This window comes from Emticicia agri, assembly GCF_004168285.1.
In the GTDB taxonomy this organism is placed as follows: Bacteria; Bacteroidota; Bacteroidia; order Cytophagales; family Spirosomataceae; genus Emticicia; species Emticicia agri.
This window is the reverse complement of sequence record NZ_SEWF01000004.1, coordinates 114,359-138,771: the sequence shown is the minus strand read 5'-3', so window position 1 is coordinate 138,771 and position 24,413 is coordinate 114,359. Positions and strand designations below refer to the sequence as shown.

Annotated in this window: 15 protein-coding genes; 12 read left to right on the top strand and 3 right to left on the bottom strand. The window is 40.7% G+C overall.

Annotation, left to right across the window (positions count from 1 at the left end; translation table 11 throughout):
- Positions 1-4: 4 nt before the first annotated feature.
- Both EWM59_RS03825 and EWM59_RS03820 read right to left on the bottom strand, forming a co-directional pair.
- A complete protein-coding gene (locus tag EWM59_RS03825) occupies positions 5-754 on the bottom strand; it encodes a ThuA domain-containing protein (protein WP_130019626.1) in 750 nt (249 codons plus the stop codon).
- A 6-nt stretch (positions 755-760) separates the two neighbouring features.
- On the bottom strand, positions 761-1,525 hold the full coding sequence (locus tag EWM59_RS03820; RefSeq protein ID WP_130019625.1) for a ThuA domain-containing protein: 765 nt from the start codon (positions 1,523-1,525) through the stop codon (positions 761-763).
- A 143-nt stretch (positions 1,526-1,668) separates the two neighbouring features.
- Between EWM59_RS03820 and EWM59_RS03815 the strand changes: the two genes are divergently transcribed.
- From EWM59_RS03815 to EWM59_RS03780, 8 genes are all read left to right on the top strand, one after another.
- Complete coding sequence (locus EWM59_RS03815; RefSeq protein ID WP_130019624.1) at positions 1,669-2,670, top strand: YitT family protein; 1,002 nt, start codon at positions 1,669-1,671, stop codon at positions 2,668-2,670.
- Between the two features lie 65 nt (positions 2,671-2,735).
- Complete coding sequence (locus tag EWM59_RS03810) at positions 2,736-3,254, top strand: gamma carbonic anhydrase family protein (protein WP_130019623.1); 519 nt, start codon at positions 2,736-2,738, stop codon at positions 3,252-3,254.
- A 153-nt stretch (positions 3,255-3,407) separates the two neighbouring features.
- Positions 3,408-3,983, top strand: a complete 576-nt coding sequence (locus EWM59_RS03805; RefSeq protein WP_130019622.1) for an RNA polymerase sigma-70 factor — start codon at positions 3,408-3,410, stop codon at positions 3,981-3,983.
- Between the two features lie 357 nt (positions 3,984-4,340).
- Positions 4,341-5,408 (top strand): FecR family protein, encoded by a 1,068-nt coding sequence (locus EWM59_RS03800; protein ID WP_130019621.1) that lies wholly within the window; start codon positions 4,341-4,343, stop codon positions 5,406-5,408.
- 347 nt (positions 5,409-5,755) lie between these two features.
- Complete coding sequence (locus EWM59_RS03795) at positions 5,756-9,217, top strand: SusC/RagA family TonB-linked outer membrane protein (RefSeq protein WP_229239270.1); 3,462 nt, start codon at positions 5,756-5,758, stop codon at positions 9,215-9,217.
- A 36-nt stretch (positions 9,218-9,253) separates the two neighbouring features.
- On the top strand, positions 9,254-10,891 hold the full coding sequence (locus EWM59_RS03790) for a RagB/SusD family nutrient uptake outer membrane protein (RefSeq protein WP_130019620.1): 1,638 nt from the start codon (positions 9,254-9,256) through the stop codon (positions 10,889-10,891).
- A gap of 445 nt (positions 10,892-11,336) precedes the next feature.
- On the top strand, positions 11,337-13,199 hold the full coding sequence (locus tag EWM59_RS03785; RefSeq protein WP_130019619.1) for a heparinase II/III domain-containing protein: 1,863 nt from the start codon (positions 11,337-11,339) through the stop codon (positions 13,197-13,199).
- Between the two features lie 120 nt (positions 13,200-13,319).
- Positions 13,320-15,254 carry a heparinase II/III domain-containing protein gene (locus EWM59_RS03780; protein WP_130019618.1) on the top strand — a complete coding sequence of 645 codons (1,935 nt, stop codon included), beginning with the start codon at positions 13,320-13,322 and terminating at the stop codon, positions 15,252-15,254.
- Positions 15,255-15,465: 211 nt separating this feature from the next.
- On the opposite strand, the gene EWM59_RS03775 is transcribed toward EWM59_RS03780, so the two are convergent.
- Positions 15,466-16,623: an MFS transporter gene (locus EWM59_RS03775; protein WP_130019617.1), complete on the bottom strand. Its 1,158-nt coding sequence runs from the start codon at positions 16,621-16,623 to the stop codon at positions 15,466-15,468.
- A 545-nt stretch (positions 16,624-17,168) separates the two neighbouring features.
- Here EWM59_RS03775 and EWM59_RS03770 point away from each other — a divergent pair.
- From EWM59_RS03770 to EWM59_RS03755, 4 genes are all read left to right on the top strand, one after another.
- Positions 17,169-17,726, top strand: coding sequence for an RNA polymerase sigma factor (locus EWM59_RS03770; protein WP_130019616.1), 558 nt, complete (start codon positions 17,169-17,171; stop codon positions 17,724-17,726).
- 42 nt (positions 17,727-17,768) lie between these two features.
- A complete protein-coding gene (locus EWM59_RS03765) occupies positions 17,769-18,791 on the top strand; it encodes a FecR family protein (RefSeq protein WP_130019615.1) in 1,023 nt (340 codons plus the stop codon).
- A 568-nt stretch (positions 18,792-19,359) separates the two neighbouring features.
- Positions 19,360-22,470, top strand: a complete 3,111-nt coding sequence (locus EWM59_RS03760; RefSeq protein WP_207219938.1) for a SusC/RagA family TonB-linked outer membrane protein — start codon at positions 19,360-19,362, stop codon at positions 22,468-22,470.
- Between the two features lie 20 nt (positions 22,471-22,490).
- Positions 22,491-24,374 carry a RagB/SusD family nutrient uptake outer membrane protein gene (locus EWM59_RS03755; RefSeq protein WP_130019613.1) on the top strand — a complete coding sequence of 628 codons (1,884 nt, stop codon included), beginning with the start codon at positions 22,491-22,493 and terminating at the stop codon, positions 24,372-24,374.
- Positions 24,375-24,413 lie beyond the last annotated feature (39 nt).

The following is a 24,413-nucleotide window of genomic DNA, read 5'->3' as shown; positions in this document are numbered from 1 at the left end:
CGTTTCATTTACCTGCTGCCCAGAAAATGGCATTTCTGAACAGGGTTTTGTAGGCTTCATTGGCAAATAACTCAGGAGAATGTCCCATAAATATATACACATTCCGTGCTTTTACTTTTTCGTTTGTCCACACCACCGGATGGTCGCCCATTTTTATTTGGGTATCAGGCGTATAAGAGTTTTCATCTACACTTGCCAGCACACGTACATTAGGTCTGGGGCTTTTGTTATAGGTGTACCATTCCTCTTTATTAATTAGAAAGGATGTCGGTACTCCTTTCATAACCGGGTGTTGTTGGTCTTCAATACTCACTTTTCCGGCTACAAAAGTAGCAATGTAATTGGTATAACGAATGCTCCCCATAAAATCGGCGAACCATTGCCACATCGGGAAACCATCAAATTCGCCTAACAAGGTAGCATGATGAAAGCCAATCCAGCCACCTTTCCCTTGCTCAATATATTTAATAAATGCCTGTGCCGCTTTCTCTTTCCAGCCATAAGGTGGGTAGTCTAACTGGATAAAAAGTTGATACTGATTGAGATACGCTTCATCAATCGCATCGGTGTTCTGAATATAGTCAATGGCAAAACTGCTATCAGCCGCTAACTGGTTAAGCCAGACCTTTGCACGTGTAGAATACTGAATATGATGCCCACCATTTTCCGCCAACGCCAAAACTTTAATTTTGGTTTGGGCATGGGTAGCAAGGCAAAAACAAACGAAAGAGTAAGATAGAAGTAAATTTTTCATTGAATTTTATTTTTTAGCCCCAGCCCATACAACCGCATTACGCACTAATAATGTATAATCTTTATTATCGCAGAGTGAAGCATCATGCCCGATACCGATGTAAATAGTACGTGGATACTTTTCATTACACCAGATTATCGGGTGGTCGCCCATAGGTTTATTCTGGGTATAAGTCGATTCATCAGCCGTGGCCAATACCCTTACATTACCTCTCGGACTTTTGTTAAATTCATACCATTCGTCCGTTACCTCTATTCGCCTGGGTAAGTGTCTCGTAGCCGGATGTTTAGTGTCTTCTATCACAAAAGTGCCTTTCTGAAATTTAGGATGAGGCGAGTAAGCAATACCCCCCATAAAATCTTCGAACCATTGCCAATAGACTCGTTTGGGCGATTTAAACATATCTCCGGTGAGTCCTGCGGCATGAATACCCACCCAGCCACCGCCATTCTCTATATACTGTTGTAAGGCCGCCTGTTGTACAGCCGACATATCAAAAGGTGCCAGATGCAACTGTATAAACACTTTGTACTGTTTCAGATTGGCTTCATTTACCAGACTGGTATCGTCGGTAAATTCAAGGTCGAAGTTATTTTCTGAAGCCATTTTTTCAAAAAAAGGCCTGGCGGCAGCAATCATCTTCAGATGGTCTTTGGCACGGGAGGCTACCACTAACGCTTTAAACTGTGGCTTAGGATAGGCAGAGATAAAAATAATGAAAACAGCACCTGAAAGTGCTACAAAACAACACAATTTTAACAGGCGATTCATAGGTTTTTTGGTCAAATTAAGCTATTTTATAGAGATAAAAATATACGTATAGGCTGTTTTTTTAAGGAATTATTAATTCTGTGGCTGTAGCAAAATTCCCTGAAAATGATTAACTTCGCTTTTACCCACCAAAGATAGAACTTATGCGAAAAGAAAAAGAAAATGTTTTACTCCGATTACCCAAAATTATTTTAAATGCACTACTAAATCTACTCAGAGACGAAGATGAAAAACATACAGACCGTTCCAAATACCAGATTGCCAAAGAAATACGGGAAGTAAAAGTTACTGTCAGAAGACTTATCAGAGACTTTTTCTTAATCGCAATTGGTGTAGTTTCTGCCGGATTTGGATTGGACGGCTTTCTCTTGCCCAATGAATTTATAGACGGTGGGGCAACCGGTATCTCACTTCTTATTACTGCCACTCAGGACGTACCACTCTCTTTAATGCTCGTCATTGTAAATATACCTTTTATCATTATAGGTTTAAAAGTAGTAGGCAAAGAATTTGCCGTTAAAACTGCCATTGGTATTACGGCTTTAGCAATAGCAGTAGCAACCATACCTTACCCTGAAATTACGCACGACAAATTACTGACTTCTGTATTCGGTGGATTCTTTTTAGGCCTCGGCATTGGAATGGCCATGAGAGGCGGGGGAGTGATTGACGGAACAGAGGTACTTGCCATTACTCTTAGCCGCAGAATGGGTCTTACTATCGGCGATGTGATTCTCGTAATCAATGTGATTATATTCTCGGTAGCAGCCTATGTACTGTCTATCGAAACAGCACTGTATTCAATGCTTACGTATCTTTCAGCCTCAAAAACCGTTGATTTTGTCATTGAAGGGATTGAAGAATATACAGGCGTTACCATTATTTCACTCAAAGCCCTTGAAATGAAGAGGATGATTATAGAGGAGATGGGAAGGGGCGTAACCGTGTATAAAGGTGAAAGAGGGTATGGCAAGACAGGCTATACAGAAGGAGAAATGAAAATAGTTTATACCGTTATAACACGTCTCGAAGTAAGTAAACTAAATTTAGAGATAGAAAAAATAGACCCCAATGCCTTTGTGATTATGACCAGTATCAAAGATACCAAAGGTGGCATGATTAAAAAACGCTCTGTGCCGCATTAAAAGTTCAGGACATTATTCTTTACTTTTGTGCAGGTTTCTATTCATGCACATTATTTTCAATTCAAATGGCTCTTATTTTACCTGTCAAGGGAATCAGCCCAATCTGGGGCGACAATTGCTGGTTTTCGCCCAATGCGACTATTGTAGGCGATGTAACTATGGGGAAAGATTGCACAATCTGGTTTAATGCAGTCGTAAGGGGTGATGTCAATTCAATTATTATCGGAGATAGAGTCAATATTCAGGATGGTGCTGTTATTCATTGTACCTATCAGAAAACCAAAACAACCATCGGGAATCATGTAAGTATAGCCCACAATGCCATTGTGCATGGCTGTACCATCGAAGACAAAGTGCTTGTTGGCATGGGGGCTATTATTATGGATGGGGCTGTGATTGGAACAGGTTCAATTATTGCTGCGGGGGCAATTATTACCCAGAATACTATTGTACCACCCAACTCTATTTATGCCGGAAATCCGGGTAAATTTCTGAAGACCGTTACCCCTGAATTAGAAGAGGTATTTATGCGTACAGCCAATAACTACGTAATGTATGCCGATTGGTTTAAAGTGTCAGATTGACAGGATTAAAGCTGTTTTCAGGCTAAATCGGTTAACTATGCAATTTTTGATTGAATTTGATACAAATCGTTCAAAATAGTTTAAAATCGCCTGTTTTTTGTCTTGTTTCTCGTTTAAAACCCTATATTTGCCCGTAAAAAAAGGCTCAAACAGGTGGAGTACGCAAGTTTAGGAGATGACATACTGGTCAAACTGATGAGTTTGGGAGATAAGGAGGCTTTTGGTGAAATTTATCGTCGGTACTGGCGTAAATTATTTCAGAAAGCCCAGCGAAAAATCTATGCAAAAGAGATAGTTGAGGAGTTGGTACAAGACCTCTTTGTAACGCTTTGGGAAAGGCGGGCTACGCACACAATCCAGACCTTGGAGCCGTATCTTTTTATGGCACTCAAGTACCAGATTATTACGCATATAAAGAAACAGGTAATGGAAGAAAAGTACGTTGCCTATACCACTACCGAAAGCGAAGAAGAAGAAAACAGTCTTGAAGAAAAAATTGCCTACGATGATTTAACGCAGTCTATTGAGCAAGCCATTGAGCAATTGCCTGAAAAAACACAGCATATTTTCCGCCTGAACCGATTAGAGGGCAAAAGCACCAAGGAAATTGTTCAGATGCTGAATATTCCCGAACGAACGGTTGAATATCATATTTCCCAGTCTCTAAAATTTATGCGAGAACACCTGAAAGAGTTTCTGACCTGGGCAATGCTGGTGTTTTTGAATTGATGGAACAAGCAGAAAGGAACAAGGAGAACGGAGCTTGTGCAATTGTGTAACATTGAGTACATTGTGGCAACAAGTATTTTTTGATTCAATGTTTTCCTTTTGCTATACTTTCACCCAAGATTTATAAAATCCAGCCGGATTTTGGCGATTTACAAAATCGCCATACATAATTCCTTTTTCGGTTTTACATTTTACATTTTTCGGTTTTACATTTCAAAGCTCCTTTCTCCATTTTCCGTTCTCCGTTTTTCATTGCATTTTTCAAAGAACTTTTTATAAAAAGCTGTTTTTTGTGGTATTTTTCAAAGAATTTACAAAACTATTTGCGGTTTTTGGTGGGTTTGTCAGACATAGTTAATGAAAAGACAAGAAACGAGACACTATCTGATGAAAAGCCGTAAAGCATTTGGGAAACTTCTCCAGAAATACTTAGAGGGAAAATGTAGTGAGTCTGAAAAGCATTTGGTTGAGCAGTGGTACGAACTGATTGATGAAGAGCCCAGACAAAACTATACCGAAAGAGAATGGGAAGCATTAGAATATAAATTATGGCAAAAAATTGAAGAAGAATCTCTTAAAACTGACGATATTTTTACCGAAACGTCATCAACTTTTGGTTTTTGGCGTTCTTATCGGGTAGGTATTGCGGCGTCTGTAACCGTGTTATTAAGTTTCGGAACCTATTGGTACCTCCATCAAAAACAATCTAATCAGCCTGCTATTGTATCTGCACAACAACCAAAAAATGAGTTAACCGTAATGGATAATACCTCTTCCAAGCCTGTCAGGATAAATCTGGAAGATGGAAGTACCGTAACACTAAGTCCACACAGCCAACTTCAATACCCCAACCATTTTGCTGCGAATAAAAGAGAAGTACAACTCACTGGCGAAGCCTTATTTGAAGTGAGTAAAAACCCCGAAAAACCCTTTTATGTGATGACGGATAAACTTGTTACCAGAGTATTAGGTACCAGTTTTTATGTACGCACAGTTGAAGCTACCAAAAAAGTAGAAGTAGAAGTACTGACTGGTAAGGTATCAGTCTATGAAAAGGAAAAAGTAAACAACCAGAACAGGGGCGTGATATTAACCCCCAACCATAAAGTTACTTTTTTTACAGCCGAAAAGCATTTTATAACCGGATTGGTTGACAAACCATTACCGCAGATTAAGCCTATTACCAGTAAACCCGAAACCTTTAAGTTTGATGATTTACCTATTGGTGAGGTTTTAAGTAAATTAGAAAGAGTATATGGAATTGCGATTGAGCTTGAAAACGACAAACTAAGCACTTGTCCGATTACAGCCGATATTACACAGCAACCATTATACACCAAATTAGATATTATATGTGCCACCATTAATGGCAAATATGAAATAAAAGGAACGACGATTCTGATAAGTGGAAAAGGATGTGAGTAACAGAATTGCCATACCAGATAAACAAACGCATCTATTCAACCCTTAATAAACTAACCCTCTATTCAATCCGGGGAGTATGTTTAAATGTCTATTCAGACAAGCGAGCATACTCCTTATTTAACAGTGCATCTATTTAACCTTAATAAATATATATCAGAAGACCGCCAGTCTGTTCAACCTTAACCCTGTTGTGTGTATATGATAAAAAAATAGTGATTATTAATTAAAAAAAAAGCTGACAATGGTACCAGCATTGTCAGCCTACACGCCCTGAAAACTTTTCGCTGCACGTGAAAGACAGGGCTTCTTTTGTCAAATTCTTACCTCTAACAAAATTTTTCAAATGTATGAAAAAAAGATTACAAACAAGTAAAATCTTGCTACTTGCTATGAAAATTTCTGCTGTTCAGCTTGTATTGGCAATGATTTTCGCTACTGTTTCGTATGCTTATGATACAAGAGCTCAGGAGTTCTTGAATAAGCCCGTTTCAGTAAAAGTCGAAAACCAGAGCCTGCGTGCCGTGTTGAGTATGATTGAAGGGCAGACCGATGTGAAATTTGTGTACAGCTCAAAAGCCATTCATGCCGACCGCAAAGTAAATTATACAGCTTCTGAACAAAAACTATCTGATGTATTAGTGTCTTTACTCAAACCAATGAAGGTGAATTACCGGGTCATTGGTGGGCAGATTATTCTCAGTTGGGAAGACAAACAGGCCCTTTTAGAAACAATACAGGCTCCCTTAGTAACCGGAAAAGAAAATTTAATGCTGGTAATAGACCAGCCTGTAAAGGGTAAAGTAATCGACAAAGATGGCGGAATAGGTTTGCCAGGTGTGAGTGTAACCATTAAAGGTACTACCCGTGGCGTAACAACTGATGGAGAAGGAAACTATTCCATTACGGTGCCTACTACTCAATCGGTGTTGGTATTCAGCTTTTTAGGTTATGAGAAGCAGGAAATTACGGTTGGTACTCAAACAACGATTGATATTGTGCTGGCCTCTGACTTGAAAACCTTGGAAGAGGTGGTTGTGGTAGGGTATGGTACGCAGAAAAAAGCCAATATGACAGGGGCTGTATCAAGCATTGATGCAGCAGCTATCGAAAACCGTCCGGCAAGTAACCTTGCTACGGCTATGCAGGGAATGAGTCCGGGATTGATTATCACCCGTACAAGCGGCCAACCCGGTAGCGAAGATATTGGTATCCAGATTCGTGGAGCCACCACAGCCAATGGTTCGGTAAGCCCGTTAGTGGTTTTAGATGGAGTGGCTGTACCAAGCAATACCTTACAAACCATGAATCCGAATGATGTAGAGAGTATCAGTGTACTGAAAGATGCTGCGGCTGCTGCTATCTACGGCGCACAGGCTGCGGGTGGGGTTATTCTCGTTACTACCAAAAAAGGAAGAGCAGGTAAAGTTACTTTCGATTATCTGGCACAACAAGGCACCGACTGGTCTATCAATGTACCGGATAGAATGACCCTGTTGGAAGAAGCAGAATTTGCTAATCTTTCTCGTGCCAATTCGGGTAGTGGTCCTGAGTATTCGGCTGAGGATATTCAACGAATCAAAGATGGAATTCCGTATGTGATAAATCCTGTAGATACAAGTACATATCTTTTCTATAATCAGATCCCATTAGCAGACCAGATTCTGAAAAAATACTCTTCTATGCGTACCCACAACCTCACAGTAAGAGGCGGAACAGAAAAACTGAATTTCTTACTATCAGGTGGTTATTATGGCAAAAATGGAATTTTTAAAGTAGGCCCTGATAGTTATAATCGTTATAACCTTCGTTTGAATCTCGGCGCACAAATAAATAAGGTTTTCTCTATTGATTCCCGTCTATCTTATACCAATGATAAGCAGGAGGCATCTTCTGCCGGATTGAACGGCCAAGGGTTGATTTATCAGATTTATCGATTGCGCACTCGTACGCCATTCTTTACGCCGGAAGGACGTTACAACGGAGCAGGTTCTGCTGCTACCGCTTATGCTTCCTTAGAGTCTGGTGGCTATAATGATTACAAGCGCAATTATTTTGATGGGGTTTTTACACTGAAAGCTGCTGATATTATCAAAGGCCTGAACCTGAGAGCCGTTTTAGGTACCCAATATCGCCGTGGTGACAGGGAAACTTTCTTTCGTACTGTACCACTTTGGGGTAAATCAAGAATCTTGAGTTATCTGAATCAGATTAATTCTTTCCAACTCTTTAACGAGTTAACAACTAATACAAACTTACAGTTTCTGGCTAACTACGACAGACAATTTGGTAAACATACACTTGGTTTATTTGCTGGCTATCAATGGGAAGATTTCCGTTACTCTTCTTCCTCTACTGGTGCTACTAATTTAGTAAGTAACGATTTGCCTACTTTAAATCTGGGTGATGACAGAACCAAAACAAATAGCCAGAATATTTATGCTTATGCGTATCAATCGGTATTTGGCAGAGTAAATTATAGTTTTGCAGACAGATATCTGATTGAAGGTACTTTGCGTTCTGATGAAAGTTCGAGATTAGCCCCGGGTTATCGTGTAAAAGTATTCCCTTCGGCCTCGGCAGGTTGGAATGTGCATCGTGAAGCATGGTTCTCAAACTCACTGAAATTTATTTCTGAGTTAAAGCTAAGAGCTTCATGGGGTCGTTTAGGAGGTGCTTTAGGTAATACCTTAGGCTATTACGATTACCTGAATCAGTTGGTTCGTAACAACAACCTTGTTATAGGCGATTCACGTACTTCTTACATTTATCAGAGTGCCATTCCTTCTGCCCAATTATCGTGGGAAACCATTGAGACATCAAACATTGGGGCTGATTTTGGTTTCTTCCAGAATAAATTACAGGTAACAGCCGATTATTACGTGAAGTATAACCGCAATATGCTAACACCTCAGCAATTACCGGCGGTAGTGGGTATAGGTACCCCTCGTAAAAATAATGGTGAGTTGAAATCGTGGGGATGGGAATTAGAAGCGCGTTATCGTGGCACAATCGGTTCTGATTTCTCATACAATATTGCAGCAAATTTATCTGATAACCAGAATAAATTAATCAACTTCTCAGGGCGTAGAGTGATTAATGCCGGATCGAATGGACTGATTGAAGGCTATCCGCTTAACACCATCTGGGGTTATGAGACCGCAGGTTATTTTACAAGTGCTGATGAAGTAAAAGCATGGGCTTTTCAGGATAACCGGACTGGTGCAGGTGATGTGAAATATATTGACAAAAATGGTGATGGCAGATTAACTATCGGTAATGGTAATATCGATAATCACGGTGACCTTGTACTGTTAGGTACTAATCAACCTCGTTATCTGTTTGGTGTAACATTGGGTTTCCAATGGAAAAATATTGATTTCTCTGCTTTTGTGCAAGGCGTAGGCGAACGCAGTTACCGTCCGGCAACGGAAAATATTGCGCCATTACTGGTAACGTGGAAACAGCCATTAGGTGTTCACAGAGACTACTGGACTCCCGAAAATCCGAATGCCCTATATCCCAGACCTTTTGTAGGTGCAACCCACAACTATGTTTCATCTGACAAATGGGTATTAAATGCAGCTTATGCACGTATGAAAAACCTGCAGGTAGGCTATACGCTTCCAACAGCCTGGACCTCTAAAATCAATGTGTCAAGAGCAAGATTCTTCTTCTCAGGCCAGGATCTGTTCACTATATCAGCTTTAGGTAAATTTAAAGGTTTATTTGATCCTGAAACCCGTGATAATGCCGACAACGACTATCCATTCTTTGCCACGGCATCAATTGGCTTAAATCTTTCATTCTAATCAGGGTATCAGTTTAATTATCCAAACGAATATTATATGAAATCATTCATAAAACATATAACCTTAGGAGTCGCTGTTTTGGTAGGAGTAACCGCATGTGATGTGAACCGACTTCCCGAAACAAATATCAGCGACGAAACTTTCTGGCGTTCAGAAACTGATTTAAAGTCTGCTGCCAATTATTTATATACTTTTTTACCACCTTTTGCCATTCCTGGTGGCAATAGTACAGAAGATGTATGGTCTGATGACGCAGTTGGTCTGGCATCTAATAACATCAGCGATGGCTCCCGTCTGGCACCAGCCACCGATGCCAACAATTATAATACACCTTACCAGCTTATCAGGGCGGCAAACAATATTATTGAAAAAGCACCACGGGCTACAGGCGCAGGGCAGACCGCAATCGATCGCTATATTGCAGAAGCACGTTTCTTTCGTGCCTGGGCTTATTTCTCGTTGGTTCAGAAATTTGGTGATGTACCTTTGATTCTGAAAACATTAGATGATACTTCACCCGAATTAATGGCTCCTGCCGCACCAAGAACAGAAATCTATGCGCAGATATATCAGGATTTAGATTTTGCTGCAACCAAATTACCAACGCCAACAGCATTAGGAGCTGCCGATTATGGCCGTATCTCTACTACTGCAGCTTTGGCTTTCAAAGCCAGAGTAGCACTTTTTGAAGGTACCCGTGCTAAATTTCATAAATATGGTGATGCGAATGCCCACCTTACTTTAGCTGTAAATGCTGCCAAAGCTGTAATGGATAGCAAACTACACGACCTGTTTGCCAATTATTTCGGTATGTTTCAATACGAAGGCGAAGGCCGTCAGAACCGTGAAAATATCCTCGTAAAACAATATGGTGTTTCTACAACAGAGCGTGTACTTACACATCCATATTTCAGAAGTAGTCTGGAGAACGGAAATGTTAGCCCAACCAAGAGTCTGGCTGATTCTTATCTGTTAAAAGATGGCCTTCCAATCACTAAATCACCTTTGTATAAAACGCCTGTTGTTTCATTGGATGTATTTGCTAACCGTGACGAACGTATGTCGGCAACTTTTATGAAAAGAGGCGATGCCTACATGGGTACCAAACCAGTATTTGATATTGCACCTTTGGTATTTAATAAATCCGGGTTTACATTCCGTAAATATTCAAATATTGACGACTGGACAACACAGGCCTCTACAATGGATCGTATTATTTTACGTTATGGCGAAGTATTATTAACGTATGCTGAGGCAAAATATGAACTGGAAGGACAAATCAGTGATGCAGATTTAGACATATCTATCAACCTGTTGCGAAACAGAGCAAAAATTGCCAGGCTTACAAATGCCTTTACAACAGAAAATGGTCTGGATATGCGCGAAGAACTCCGTCGTGAGCGTCGTGTGGAATTAGCACAGGAGGGTTTCCGTTACTGGGATTTGATTCGCTGGAAAACTGCTGAAATTGAATTGCCAAAACCTGTTTTAGGTAACTTCTTCTTCAAAGATGAGTTCGGAACAGCTACCACTGTAAACCTGACACCTGAAAATTTCATATTGGTACAGAATGCATCTTTCCGCAAATTTGACCCTGAAAAAGACTATTTGTGGCCTCTACCCATCAATGAAATTTCATTAAACGGAAATCTGAAGCAAAATCCTAAGTGGTAATATCATATTTGCAATAATCCCGAAGCAATTCGGGATTGTTGTTTTGGATATGTTTTAAATGTCAGAATTAAAGATTTAAATTGTCTTTCTGAATGCCACGTTTGGTGAGGGCGTCTCAAAAGTTTTTCACGCCAAATAATATCGCTACGGCGAACCGTTTGGAATTTTCCCTCACCGCGCGGCGGCCGCCCCAACCCCTCTCCCACGGGAGAGGGGCTAAAAGTCTCCCTCCGTGCGACGTCCGCTCCTTTTCCAGGAGAGGGAGATTTAGAGGGTGAGGAGAGTTTATACCAAATAATATTCTGTAAAAAAAACTTTTGAGACAGCCTCACTTTGCACATATTTGGTGAGGGTTTTATCAGCAATTTAATTATTCTATCTCTACAAATAATATTACTACCACACCCCATAAAACCATCATATTCAACCCTTATAAACCAAGCCAATGGAGAAAAAACTTTTTATTTTGTTGGTTTTATTCCTCTTTGCAGGTAACGCCCATGCACAGTTGGTTTACCTGAAAGAAGGTGCAAAAATACCCAATCATCCACGTATTCTGCTGCTGCAAGACGAAGAGAAAACTATTCTTAAAAACATTACTTCAGACCAGAACTGGAAGAAAATCCATCAGGTGATTCTGACTGAAAGCGACCGTCTTATTAATCAACCAGTCTTAGAGCGGGTACAGATTGGTCGCCGATTGCTGGCAACTTCCAGAGAGTGTCTGCGTCGTGTCTTTTATCTGGCTTATGCCTATCGAACTTCAAAAGATAAAAAATACCTGAATCGGGCAGAACAGGAATTGGTAAAAGTTTCACAGTTTACAGACTGGAACCCAAGCCACTTTTTAGACGTGGCCGAAATGACTATGGGCGTAGCAATTGGCTACGACTGGCTCTATGCCGATTTACCGCAGGCATCAAAGGCTATTATCAAAGAGGCTATCCTGAAAAAAGGGATTGAACCATCGTTTAATAGTAAATATAATTACTGGCTGAAAGTATCAAACAACTGGAATCAGGTATGTAATGCCGGAATGAGTTATGGAGCATTAGCTATTTATGAAGAGAACCCAACTTTAGCCCGACAAATTATAGATAGAGCTATCGGTTCTATTCAAATTCCGATGGGTGATTACAAACCCGAAGGAGCTTATCCGGAAGGATACAGCTATTGGGGCTATGGAACCAGTTTCAATGTGCTATTTATCAGTGCTGTTCAGAAAGTATTTAATACTGACTTCGGTTTATCTGAATCAGAGGGCTTTTTAAAAACCGCCGGATATTTTCAGCACATGGTAGGTACATCGGGCAAAAACTTCAATTATTCAGATGCCGGAGGCGGTGCCAGCCTGAGTCCTGCTATGTTCTGGTTTGCCGACCGTAATAAAGACAATGGCCTTTTATATGCCGAAAAAAACTACCTGAACGAAGAAAAATCGATGAGTAAAGACCGATTGTTGCCTGCTGCCATGATATGGGGTAAAGATATGTCGCTTGCTCAAGCAAATACGCCCAAACAACTCATGTGGGTAGGACAGGGTAAAAATCCGGTAGCGATGATGCGTACTTCCTGGACAGACCGAAAGGCTATTTATGTGGGTTTCAAAACAGGTTCTCCTTCGGTTAGTCATGGACACATGGATATTGGCTCGTTTGTGATGGATGCCAATGGCGAACGCTGGTCGATGGATTTTGGCATGCAGGAATATGAGTCTCTTGAGTCGAAAGGTGTAAACCTGTGGGACATGAAACAAAATTCTCAGCGCTGGCAGGTATATCGTTACAACAATCTGGCACATAGTACACTCGCCTTTGATAACGAGTTTCAGAAAGTAGAGGGTAAGACAGCTATTCAACAATATACTACCAAACCTCAGTTTCTGAGTGCTGTCAGTAATATAACGGATGTGTATAAAGGCAAAGTCAGTGAAGTGAATAGGGGCGTAGCCATTATTAACCAGCAATACGTAGTTGTCAAAGACGAAGTTACTACTAACGAAAACGCAACAACCGTTCGCTGGGCAATGCTTACACCTGCCGAGGTAACGATTGAGGCAGATGGAACGGCAACACTTACGCAAAACGGCAAGAAATTGCAGTTAAAAGTAGCAGAACCTGCCAATGTAACACTAAAAACCTGGTCAACACAAGGCACACATGACTATGATGCCGCAAATCCGGGCACTATTCTGATAGGTTTTGAAGCCATGCTTCCGGCTAACAGCAAAAATAACCTGACGGTTTTATTAATTCCCGAAGGCGCAAAAACAGAACCAACCATTCCGGTATTGAAAGACTGGAAATGAAATAAATTGCGAATTAGCGAATGGTGAATTAGTGAATAATTATACTATCAAGCCGATTTTTATTCTTAAATTCCTATTATTCACTAATTCGCAATTCACCATTCACTAATTTTTACATCTATGAAAACCCTCCTCACCTTATCATTGATATGCCTTGTCGTGCTTTGTCAGGCACAGGTAACACCCAGAAATATTATCAGCACTAAGTATTCAACAGAATCTTACAGGGCTAATATCATTCCTAAAAGCCAGTGGAAACCGTACCCTAAAACTCCCGAGGAGTGGAAAAAGGCTTTGCCTGATTCCATCATTCAATCGATTATTAAAGCCGGAGAAGCTACGGCAAAGAAAGAAATGCCACAAATGTCGGCTTCAATTCTGATGAACTATGTACGTTCAGGCGACCGTGAGGAACATTCAAAAATATCGTTCGGTCGTCGGGTTAATCTCATGGATTTGGTATTGGCTGAATCCGTGGAAGGGAAAGGGCGTTTTACAGAAGACATCATGAATTATGTATGGGCTATCTGTGAAGAAACCTACTGGGGTGTTCCGGCACATTTAGGTGTACAGAAAGCGAAAAGCGGCTTACCTGATGCCGAAGACCCGACGGTTGATTTATTTGCTGCCGAAACCGCCTCGGTTTTAGGATTGACCGATTATTTTGTAGGCGAAAAATTAGATAAGATTTCGCCACTTATCCGTAAGAGAATATACGCCGAAACCAACCGCAAAATTTTTGAACCCATCAAACAGGTAGAACGCTATGGGTATTTAAGCAAAAAGAATCCGGTTAATAACTGGAACCCGTGGATTGTGTCAAACCTGTTAATAGCAGACCTGTTTCTTGAGACTGACGAAAGTAAAAGAGTAGCCAGTGCCTATACTTATTCGACATTGATGGATGCTTACCTGAATAGTCTGGGTGATGATGGGGGTTGCGACGAAGGCCCAAGCTATTGGTTTGCCGCAGGTGCCTGTGTGTTTGATGCCCTTGAAACGCTGGCAAGTGCTTCAAATGGAAAAATAAATATCTACGACCAACCGATTGTACAGAAACTGGCCGCCTATATTTATAAAACCCATATTGCCGATGATTACTTTGTGAATTTTGCCGATGCTGACCCGAAGCTCCGTCCTGACGGCCTGATGTTGTACCGTTTCGGGCAGACCTTGAAAGACGATAAACTCACACAATTTGGCCTGTGGGCATTCGACAGATTTCCGACTACGGCTACTTCAAACGGCAGCTTTCATCGGATGCGTAGAATAGCCAATATTCTTACCTTAAAGCAGATGCCTAAAGCTACTACTACCTATGTGCCTAATACTGATGCCTGGTTTCATGATATTCAGGTACTTACCACACGTGCATCAAACGGATTTTATCTGGCTACACACGCCGGACACAATGCCGAAAGCCATAACCACAACGATGTGGGCGATTTCCTGCTATATGCCAATGGTGAGCCTGTCATTATTGATGCCGGACGTGGCAACTATACGGCCCGTACTTTTTCGTCCAGACGTTATGAATTATGGTTTACGCAATCGCAGTACCATAACCTGCCTATTATTAATGGCAAAGGACAATTGGCCGGACGTAAGTATGAAGGCATTAATGTAAAAAGCACAGTAAACGATAAAGAAGCCACCTTGAACATGGATATTGCTCCTGCATACGACAAAGAAGCAGGTGTGCAAACATGGAATCGCACGGTAAAACTGAATAAGGCCAAAAATCAGGTAGAAATTACTGACGATTATGCTTTAAACCAGAAACCGGGTTCTTTAGAACAGGTGTTTATGACCGTATGTGAAGTCAATACTGATACACCGGGCAAAATTGTACTGACTACGCCAAAGAAACAGAAAGTAACGCTTGCATACGAAGCTAAAAACTGGACAGTCTCAACCGATTTGCCATCAACGGAAGGGATGGAGTACAAAAGTTTTAAAACCAAATGGGATAATCACCCGGTTCGTCGAATTATTTTAACGAACAAGAACTTAACACAAAAAGGTAAAAATGCCTTTACTGTGGTGATGAATTGAGAGTTGTTTGAAGTTTGATGTTGTCTGAACTTTGATTTAACTGATTAACCTGATTTCACTGACTGTCTGAACTTTGATTTCGCTGATTAACCTGATTTCACTGATTTACTAATGGATAATGGAGTAATCTTCATAGTTGTTATACCTAATTTCAGCGAAATCACATCAATCAGTTAAATCAAAGTTCAGACAATCAATACAAAACACACATCTATTTCTCATTAAAAGTAAAAGCCACTATCAGCAACAGAATACTAACTAAACCCAACGCCAATGGGAGCGAGGTTAGCTCGGCTATAAAACCTAAGAGGGCAGGCCCGGCGAGTTGTCCGATATAACCGAGCGTAGTTACTCCGGCAATAGCCGCACTGGGAGCCATATCGGGCAGGTTTCCGGCAGTACTGAAAAATACCGGAACAATATTGGCACAACCAATGCCTACCAGTACAAAACCTATGATAGTCGCTATGCCATACGGAATAAGGATAGCTGCAAAAATACCTATGGCTGCTAAAACAGCCCCATATAATACTACTTTCTGTGAACTGAACTGATTAATGATTTTATCGCCTGAGATGCGCATAATAGCCATAGCTACCGAGAAAGCAGCAAACCCTACCCCAGAGGTAGATGCCGTAAAGTTGCGATGAAATTGCAGAAACACCGCACTCCAGTCAAGAATGGCTCCCTCTGCCAGAAATGCCACAAAACACATCAAACCAAGAATCAGCACACGGCCTTTAGGAATAATAAGTGTGGCTGTTTCTACCTGTTTTTCTTCTGAATGTGGTAATAAATGCGTGTATTGGCTTACAGAAATGAGTGCCAGTAAACCAGAAATTGAAAAAATGGCTACCGTAGAAGACAAACCTAAACCCAAGAGAAAACCTAATCCTAACGAGCCAATCAGTCCTCCAAGGCTAAAGAACCCATGAAACGAAGACATAATATATTTTCCGGTTCTTTCCTGAATAATTACTGCCTGAGCATTCATCGAAACATCAATGGCTCCTATACCTACTCCAAAAATATACAGTGCAACAGCCAGCATGACACTTGTACTGGCAAATAAGAGCAAGGGTAGAATAGCGGCAATCAGAAGTGCGGCTATCAGCATAATTAATCTGCTGCCAAACTTATTGATGAGCGAACCCGTAAAAGGCATAATAGTCATGGCACCTGCGCCGAGGCAAAGCAAAATCAGGCCAAGTGATGCATCATTCAACTGCAATCTGATTTTGGCTAATGGTACCATAGGCACCCAGGTAGCTAAACCAATGCCACAAACCAGAAAAATCATTAAAGTAGAAATGCGGGCTTTGCGGAGTTTTTTGTGAGTGGATAAATCGTCGGTTACTAAAGTAGTCATAAAAACGGGATATAGTTAAAGTATTGATAGCCCAAAGAAATGAACATTTTGAGAAACTAAGGTATATTTTAAAAAAAAATATTAATTGCTTTTTAATCTTTAAGAATATTCTCAATTTTACAGATACAATAATACCCGTGAAACCTGATTAACCCATCCGGTAAAATTTCTTTTTCTGACTTTCCCAAAAAGTTATTACACAAAATTCTTCCTGATTTGCATTAGTACCAATCAGAAGAATATCCGTTACCAGTATCCGGTTGAATAGGACAATTTTAAGAATTATTAAAATTTTTTAAAAATATTTTCCCTATTCTTACCCGGTATTCTGATAAAAGCTAAGTCTTTGATTTTTAGAGGTTATCTGTTTGTATGCACCTTGATTGTTTGCATTTTTTCTGTTGAAAAATACAGATGAAGCGGATTTGCTAAACCGTTTTTATTTGTATTTTTTAAAGAATATTTAAAATGATTTAGGGATTTTGCCGAGTTAATTGACTATATTTAGTAAGAGTTCATATGTTTTGAAAACTAACCTACCTATAATGAAGTACCAGGATTTTAGTGATGATGAATTGGTTAATTTCTTGAAAAGCGATAATGAAACTGCTTTTGAAGAAATTTATAACCGGTATTGGTACAAGTTGTTTGGCGTAGCTTATCATGAGGTGGGCACTAAAGAAGAGGCCGAAGAATTGGTGCATGATTTATTCGAAAGTCTCTGGAACCGGCGTCAGGTAAGTATTATCAAACATTTAAGTTCTTATCTCGTGGTTTCCATCAAACATTTGTCAACCAATTACATTAAATCGCAGATTACACATCGGAAATTCCAGGAGTATCTGATATTCAACCAGATACAACAATCATACTCAACAGACGAAATTGTTCATTTTACTGACCTTTCAAAGGCAGTAGAAGAAGCAATGAAAAAGCTCCCCGAAAAGAGCAGTGAAATTTTTAAGCTAAGTCGTTTTGAAAATCAGTCAGTAAAAGATATTGCCAGCAAAATGAATCTTTCTGAGAAGGCAGTAGAATATCATCTGACCAAAACCCTCAAAGTCTTGAAAGAACACCTCAGAGCCTATCATACTGATAACTAATTTTTTAAAATTAAAGACCCCGTTATTTACGGGCAAAGGTCTATGAACCAACACGAATTCGACAAACTCTTAGAAAAATATTTAGCAGGTGATGGTGACGCTGAAGAAGAAAAACTGATTTGGGAATGGCAGGATAATATGCTTAAAAACAGTCGGGTACTCTTAAATTCAGATGAAAAAGAAGCCATTAAAAACCGCCTCTGGAGCCGTATTTACAACAGTACTATCGGTCATGGCGAAGAAGAAACCACCGTTGCATCAGGCAAAGGACTCACCATTCTGAAATGGGGCATTGCAGCCCTATTGGTAATGGGTTTAGCCAATATTTTTCTGTTGCTAAAGGATAAAAAAACTGAGACAGTAGCAGATGCTGCAACTGTGGCACAGGCAAGCGATATTGAAGTAAAAAACACTTCGACCAGCGATAGCGAAATAAAATTAGAAGACGGTACTGTGGTAAGGCTGAAAAAAAACAGCAGCATCAGTTATCCAAAACACTTTGGTAAATATACCCGCAATGTTTACCTGAAAGGAGAAGCCTTTTTTAAAGTAAAAAGAGACCCTAATGCACCATTTATTGTGCATACGGGCGATCTGGTTACAGAAGTATTAGGTACCAGTTTCAATGTGAAATCGTATGAAAACTCAAAGGCCATTGAGGTTTCGGTTACATCGGGTCGGGTATCTGTTTATGAATTAACAGAGAAGGCATCAGATAAGAAAAATGGTGTCATACTGACACCAAACCAGAAAGTGGTGTTTGATAAAAGTTCAAAGAAAATAACACCTGGTATAGTGGCAAACCCTGTTGCTCTCAGTAATGCAGTTACCAAAATAGACTTTGTATTTGAAGATACGCCTCTGCCTGTCGTATTACAGAAGTTAAAAGATGTATATGGCATTGAAATTATTATGGAAAACCAGGATTTGAATCAGTGTGCCATTACGGCCGATTTGAACGACCTGCCACTATTTACCCAGTTAGAGTTAATCTGTAGAACAGTTAATGCAAGATTTGAGCAGAGAGGAACCAGTTTTTTTGTGAGTGGCGAAGGGTGTAAATAACAATGACCCCATCTATCAACCTTAATAAATCATAACAATTACCAAAACTTTAAAAACAAAACCTGAATGAAAACATGAAACAAAAAAAGCCGACAATGTTACACATCATCGGCCTCGTAAAACTCTCAACCGAACGGCAATTCGGTATCTGAGAGCTGAGTTTTTACCTATCACAAGTATAAAACAACCTAAATGTATGAAAAAAGACGTACGTAGAAAAAATTTTTTGCTCAAAGCAATGAAAATTACGTTTACTCAACTCTTGATGGTTACCCTCTTTAGCGGACTTTCCTATGCCCACAAAGTGAACGGACAGGAGGTACTCAAAACAAAAGTTTCGTTAAAGATAGAATCACTTGAAGTTAAAAAAATTCTGAGCCAGATAGAAAAACAGGCTGATGTAAAGTTTGTGTATAGTTCTAATACTATACGACTGAATCAGAGAGTATCTATCGTGATAAGCAATAACTTGTCAGAGGTACTTAGTGATTTATTTACACCCCTACAGATTTCCTATGAGGTTATCGGAGACCGCATTTTACTGCGAAAAAAATCTCAATTGAAGAAAATGTCCCATATCGACGAACTGCGATTGGAAAACGGAGAAATCATTGAGCAGACAGTGAAAGGAAAGGTAACCGAGGCTGATAAGAATGAAGGCTTGCCGGGTGTAAGTGTATTGATAAAAGGTACTAATAAAGGTACAACTACCGATGCCGACGGTAATTACTCTTTAGTTGTGCCTGATAATCAGGCGGTGTTGGTTTTTAGTATTGTAGGTTTTGAGCCACAGGAGGTAATTGTGGGCAACCGTACTACCATTGATATTGCCTTGAAGACTGATGTAAGGTCATTAGGTGAGGTGGTAGTAGTAGGTTATGGTGTTCAGAAGAAAGAAACTGTAACAGGCTCGGTGGTAAGTGTAAAAGGTGCTGATTTGGTAAAATCACCTGCCGTAAACCTTAGTAACTCATTAGCAGGTCGTTTGCCGGGTGTGGTTGCTGTGAACAGAAGTGGTGAGCCTGGTTATGATAACTCTTCTATTCGTATTCGTGGAGCCAATACATTGAATAATAGCGATGCCCTGATTGTAATTGATGGTATCCCTAACCGCTCCGGTGGTTTGTCTCGTTTAAACCCTGCCGATATCGAAACCATTTCTGTATTGAAAGATGCCTCTGCCGCTATTTATGGTTCTCGTGCGGCCAACGGGGTTATCCTGATTACCACCAAAAGAGGTAAGACAGGTAAGCCTGAGCTATCTTACTCGTTTAACCAGGGTTGGGCAAGACCAACCGTTGTACCTGCTTTGGCAAACGCTTCACAATATGTGCAGATGCTGAACGACCTCGATATTTATCAGTTGCCGGTAGGTGAATGGTCTGCTGCCAATCAGGCTTATAAAACCAATGGTTCTTATACAAGACCTAACGGTGAAATAAGAAAGGCTCCTTTCCAACCTGCTGAAATTCAGAAATATGCCGATGGTTCAGACCCTTGGTTATATCCGAACACCGACTGGTATGCTGCCACCCTGAAAGACTGGTCTCCACAATCACGTCATAATGTACAATTGACAGGTGGTACTGAAAACATCAGATATCTGACTTCATTAGGGTATCAGAATCAGGATGCGTTCTATAAAAAATCAGCTACTGCGTATGAGCAATATGACATCAGAATAAATCTTGACGCCAAAATCAATAAATATATCAATCTTCAGGTAGGTTTATTAGGCCGCGAAGAATTCAGACGTTTCCCTACCAAGCCTGCAGGTGCTATCTTCCGTATGCAAATGCGTGGTAAACCGCATCAGCCGGCTTACTGGCCAAATGGCTTACCGGGTCCTGATATTGAAAACGGCGAAAACCCTGTGGTAATTACAACCAACCAGACAGGATATGAGCATGACAGACAGGATTATTTCCAGACCAACGGACAGATTGACATCAAAATCCCTGGTATTGAAGGACTTAAATTTACCGGAACAGCCGCTATTGACAAACGTATCCGCTCAACCAGACGTTGGGAAACACCTTGGACACTTTATGAAAGAGGGGTAGGTTTTGAAGCCGATGGCACCACTCCTAAATTAAGCCCAAGTAAACGTGGCCCGGCTGAACCTCGCCTGACCTTAGGTAACGAAACTCAATTAAATATTTTGTTGGGCGGTATTGCTACTTATGAGCGCAAATTTGGTGATCATGGTCTTACGGTTTTGGCTGGTACTAACAGAGAAACCATTGAAGGTTCAAACTTCAACGCCTTTCGCCGCTACTTTATCTCTACAGCTATTGACCAGTTATTTGCCGGTGGTGACTTAGAGAAAAACAACGGAGGGGGTGCTTATAAAAGTGCACGTATCAATTACTTTGGCCGTGCTGCTTATAACTTCAAGGAAAAATACCTTGCAGAGTTTTTGTGGCGTTATGATGGTTCTGATATTTTCCCTCCTGCCACTCGTTATGGGTTTTTCCCTGGCTTTATGTTGGGTTGGGTAATGTCTGAAGAAAACTTTATCAAGAAGGCTTTACCTGCTATCAATTACCTGAAATTGCGTGGTTCATGGGGACAGATGGGTAACGACCAGATAGCCACCTATCAATATCTTTCAACTTACGGATTCCGTAGTTATATCATTGGTAATGTTGAAACCAAAACTTTGTTTGAAACCCGTATTCCGAATACAAATATTACCTGGGAAGTGGCCAATAACTCCAATCTTGGTTTAGAAGGTCAGCTGTATAATGGAAAAATATTCTTCGAATTTGATGTTTTCTCAAACAAACGTACCAATATTTTGTGGACAAGAAATGCCTCAGTTCCGCAATCAACCGGATTGTCTCTTCCTGCTGAAAACATTGGTGAAGTATCAAACAAAGGTTTTGAGTTTAACATAGGTTACCGTAGCCAGGCCAACGACTTTAAGTATAGCATCAGCGTAAATGGTGGTTATGCCAAAAACAAGGTTGTTTTCTGGGATGAAGCACCGGGTGCGCCTGAATGGCAACGTACTACCGGAAAACCAATGTACACTTACCAGGCTTATTTGTATGATGGTGTATTCAAAGATCAGGCAGAAATTGATGCCAACCCGATTAACTACAAAGCTATCGTAAACCAGTTACGTCCGGGTGATATGAAATACAAAGACTACAATGGTGATGGTAAAATTACACCAGACGACCAGGTTCGTACAGACAATACAAACTTGCCGTTATTCCAGGGTGGTGCCAATATTACTGCATCATACAAAAACTTCGACCTGACTGTCTTGTTCCAGGGTGCAGCAGGTGCCAAACAATACGTAAGTGCGGGTGAGTCTGGTAATATCGGTAACTTCTTGTTAGATATTTATGAAAACCGCTGGACAATAGATAACCCAAGCAGTGTACACCCTCGTATTGCTAACCGCAGCGACCAGTACTATTCAAACGGTAATACCTACTGGTTAAGAAGCACAGACTATATCCGTCTGAAAAACTTCGAGTTAGGTTATACTATTCCAAGTGCTTTGGGTTCAAAAATTGGTTTAAATAATTTTAGAGTTTATGTAAATGGACTAAACATGTTGACATGGGATAAACTGAAAGTGTATGACCCTGAAACTGATAACTCAACAGGTCAGTACTATCCACAGTCAAAAATCATTAACGTAGGTCTAACAGCAACATTCTAAAAAAATTAAATTAAACAGCAATGAATAAATTTAAGAAAATATTAGTCGCAACCGCTATAGCAGGATTTGCTGTAACCAGTTGTAATGATGACTTTGTAAATACCAGTCCGCTTGACCAGGTATCAGAGACTGCTGTTTGGTCAGATGCGGCCTTGGCTGAGGCTTTTGTAACTGAGCTATATGCCAGTTTGCATCAGGGTGGTTTCAGCGAGGAAATGCAGGCATCTTTAACCGATGAAGCGTCGTTTACTCACCCGGGCCGTGGGATTACCACCATTACAGAAGCCCGTTCAAATCCGGCTGATATTGGTTGGGGAAATAGTACCAATACTACGGGTAACAACCGTAGCCAAAGCTGGGGCCAGATGTATATCCGTATCAGGGCCTGTAACCTCGCACTTGCCAATCTTGAAAAAGTAACCTTTACCAACACCAATAAAATAGTTGAGCGTCTGAAAGGTGAAGCTACTTTTATGCGTGCGTATCTATACCATCAGTTGGTACGTAACTATGGTGGCGTACCTTTAGTGGATCGCCCGTATGCTTTGGGCGAGGCCGACTATATGGCACCTCGTAATACAATGGAAGAGTGTATCAATTTTATTGTAAAAGATTGCGATACCGCCGCAGGTTTACTTGATGGAATGACTTTAGCCAACGGACGTGCCTCAAAAGCAGCAGCATTGGCACTTAAAGCTCGTATTTTAACTTATGCAGCCAGCGATTTGTATGATGCAAATACTGCCAAAGCAAAATCTTCTGCAATGGCGGCATTCAGCAAACCTGAGGTACTGGCCATGACAACGGGAAGCCGTGTGGAACGTTGGACAAAAGCCAAAGCAGCCGCTAAAGCGGTATTAGATTTGCCCAACTATGGTGCTATGCTTAATTTGTCTGCTCCTGTATCGAAAGAAGAAGGAACAACCAATTATATGAATATCTCGCTTTCAAGAAACGGGGGTGAAAGAGATATGATTTTTGGTCGCTATTTCATCAATGCCAAGCAGGAAGATGGTGGTCGTCAGGGTTTATTCAATGGCCCGAATGGGTATCATAACTGGGCAGGTAATGCCCCTATCCAACACTTTGTAGATGACTATGAAATGATGGACGGAACCAAGTTCGACTGGTCTAAAACTGAACATGCCAGCCAGCCTTATGTAGGTCGTGACCCACGTTTCTATGCGTCTATTCTCTATGATGGCGCTCCGTGGAAACCACGTACGGCTGACGTAGCGGCTAAAGACCCTGCTAACCAGATTCAGACCGGACAATATGAATTGGGCAATGGCTCAGGTGCTAAAACCCCATACTTCGGTTTAGATACCCGTAAGAGTTCGGTTGAAGACTGGAATGGTAGCTATACCGGTTATTATATGCGTAAATTCATTGACCCGAATCCGGCTATTGTTGACCAGAATACATGGCAACAAGTACCTTGGCCAGCTTTGCGATTTACAGAAGCTGTATTTAACTATGCAGAGGCTTGTATTGAGTTGGGCGAAGATGCCGAGGCTCGTACATGGTTGAATAAAATCCGTTTCCGTGCAGGTATGCCGGCTATTACAGAGTCAGGTGATGCTTTACGTCAGCGTTACAGAAACGAACGTCGTATCGAAATGGCGTTTGAAGAACAACGCTATTATGATGCCCGTCGCTGGATGATTGCACCGACTACTTTAGGTAGAAAAGCCAATATTATTACTGTATTAGGTACATTGAAACCGGGTAAAACGGTTACACTCTACAAATATGACCCAACCAGTTATGATTATCAGTATAAAGTAACCGAGTTGGATCCTGGTAAAGAAAACCGCACATGGTTAGATAAAATGTATTTCTTACCTATCCATCGTGACGAAATGAACCGTAATAAAAACTTAGTACAAAATCCAGGGTACTAATTGAAATGTTAATAAATTGGGTAGTTGAGTGCCTTACGG

Bases quoted from the DNA above. Each gene is read 5' to 3' on its own strand.
- EWM59_RS03790 (WP_130019620.1), top strand. From the start codon at position 9,254: ATGAAATCATTCATAAAACATATAACCTTAGGAGTCGCTGTTTTGGTA.
- EWM59_RS03820 (WP_130019625.1), bottom strand. From the start codon at position 1,525: ATGAATCGCCTGTTAAAATTGTGTTGTTTTGTAGCACTTTCAGGTGCT.
- EWM59_RS03765 (WP_130019615.1), top strand. From the start codon at position 17,769: ATGAACCAACACGAATTCGACAAACTCTTAGAAAAATATTTAGCAGGT.
- EWM59_RS03800 (WP_130019621.1), top strand. From the start codon at position 4,341: ATGAAAAGACAAGAAACGAGACACTATCTGATGAAAAGCCGTAAAGCA.
- EWM59_RS03775 (WP_130019617.1), bottom strand. From the start codon at position 16,623: ATGACTACTTTAGTAACCGACGATTTATCCACTCACAAAAAACTCCGC.
- EWM59_RS03785 (WP_130019619.1), top strand. From the start codon at position 11,337: ATGGAGAAAAAACTTTTTATTTTGTTGGTTTTATTCCTCTTTGCAGGT.
- EWM59_RS03755 (WP_130019613.1), top strand. From the start codon at position 22,491: ATGAATAAATTTAAGAAAATATTAGTCGCAACCGCTATAGCAGGATTT.
- EWM59_RS03770 (WP_130019616.1), top strand. From the start codon at position 17,169: ATGAAGTACCAGGATTTTAGTGATGATGAATTGGTTAATTTCTTGAAA.
- EWM59_RS03780 (WP_130019618.1), top strand. From the start codon at position 13,320: ATGAAAACCCTCCTCACCTTATCATTGATATGCCTTGTCGTGCTTTGT.
- EWM59_RS03815 (WP_130019624.1), top strand. From the start codon at position 1,669: ATGCGAAAAGAAAAAGAAAATGTTTTACTCCGATTACCCAAAATTATT.
- EWM59_RS03810 (WP_130019623.1), top strand. From the start codon at position 2,736: ATGGCTCTTATTTTACCTGTCAAGGGAATCAGCCCAATCTGGGGCGAC.
- EWM59_RS03825 (WP_130019626.1), bottom strand. From the start codon at position 754: ATGAAAAATTTACTTCTATCTTACTCTTTCGTTTGTTTTTGCCTTGCT.
- EWM59_RS03795 (WP_229239270.1), top strand. From the start codon at position 5,756: ATGAAAAAAAGATTACAAACAAGTAAAATCTTGCTACTTGCTATGAAA.
- EWM59_RS03760 (WP_207219938.1), top strand. From the start codon at position 19,360: ATGTCCCATATCGACGAACTGCGATTGGAAAACGGAGAAATCATTGAG.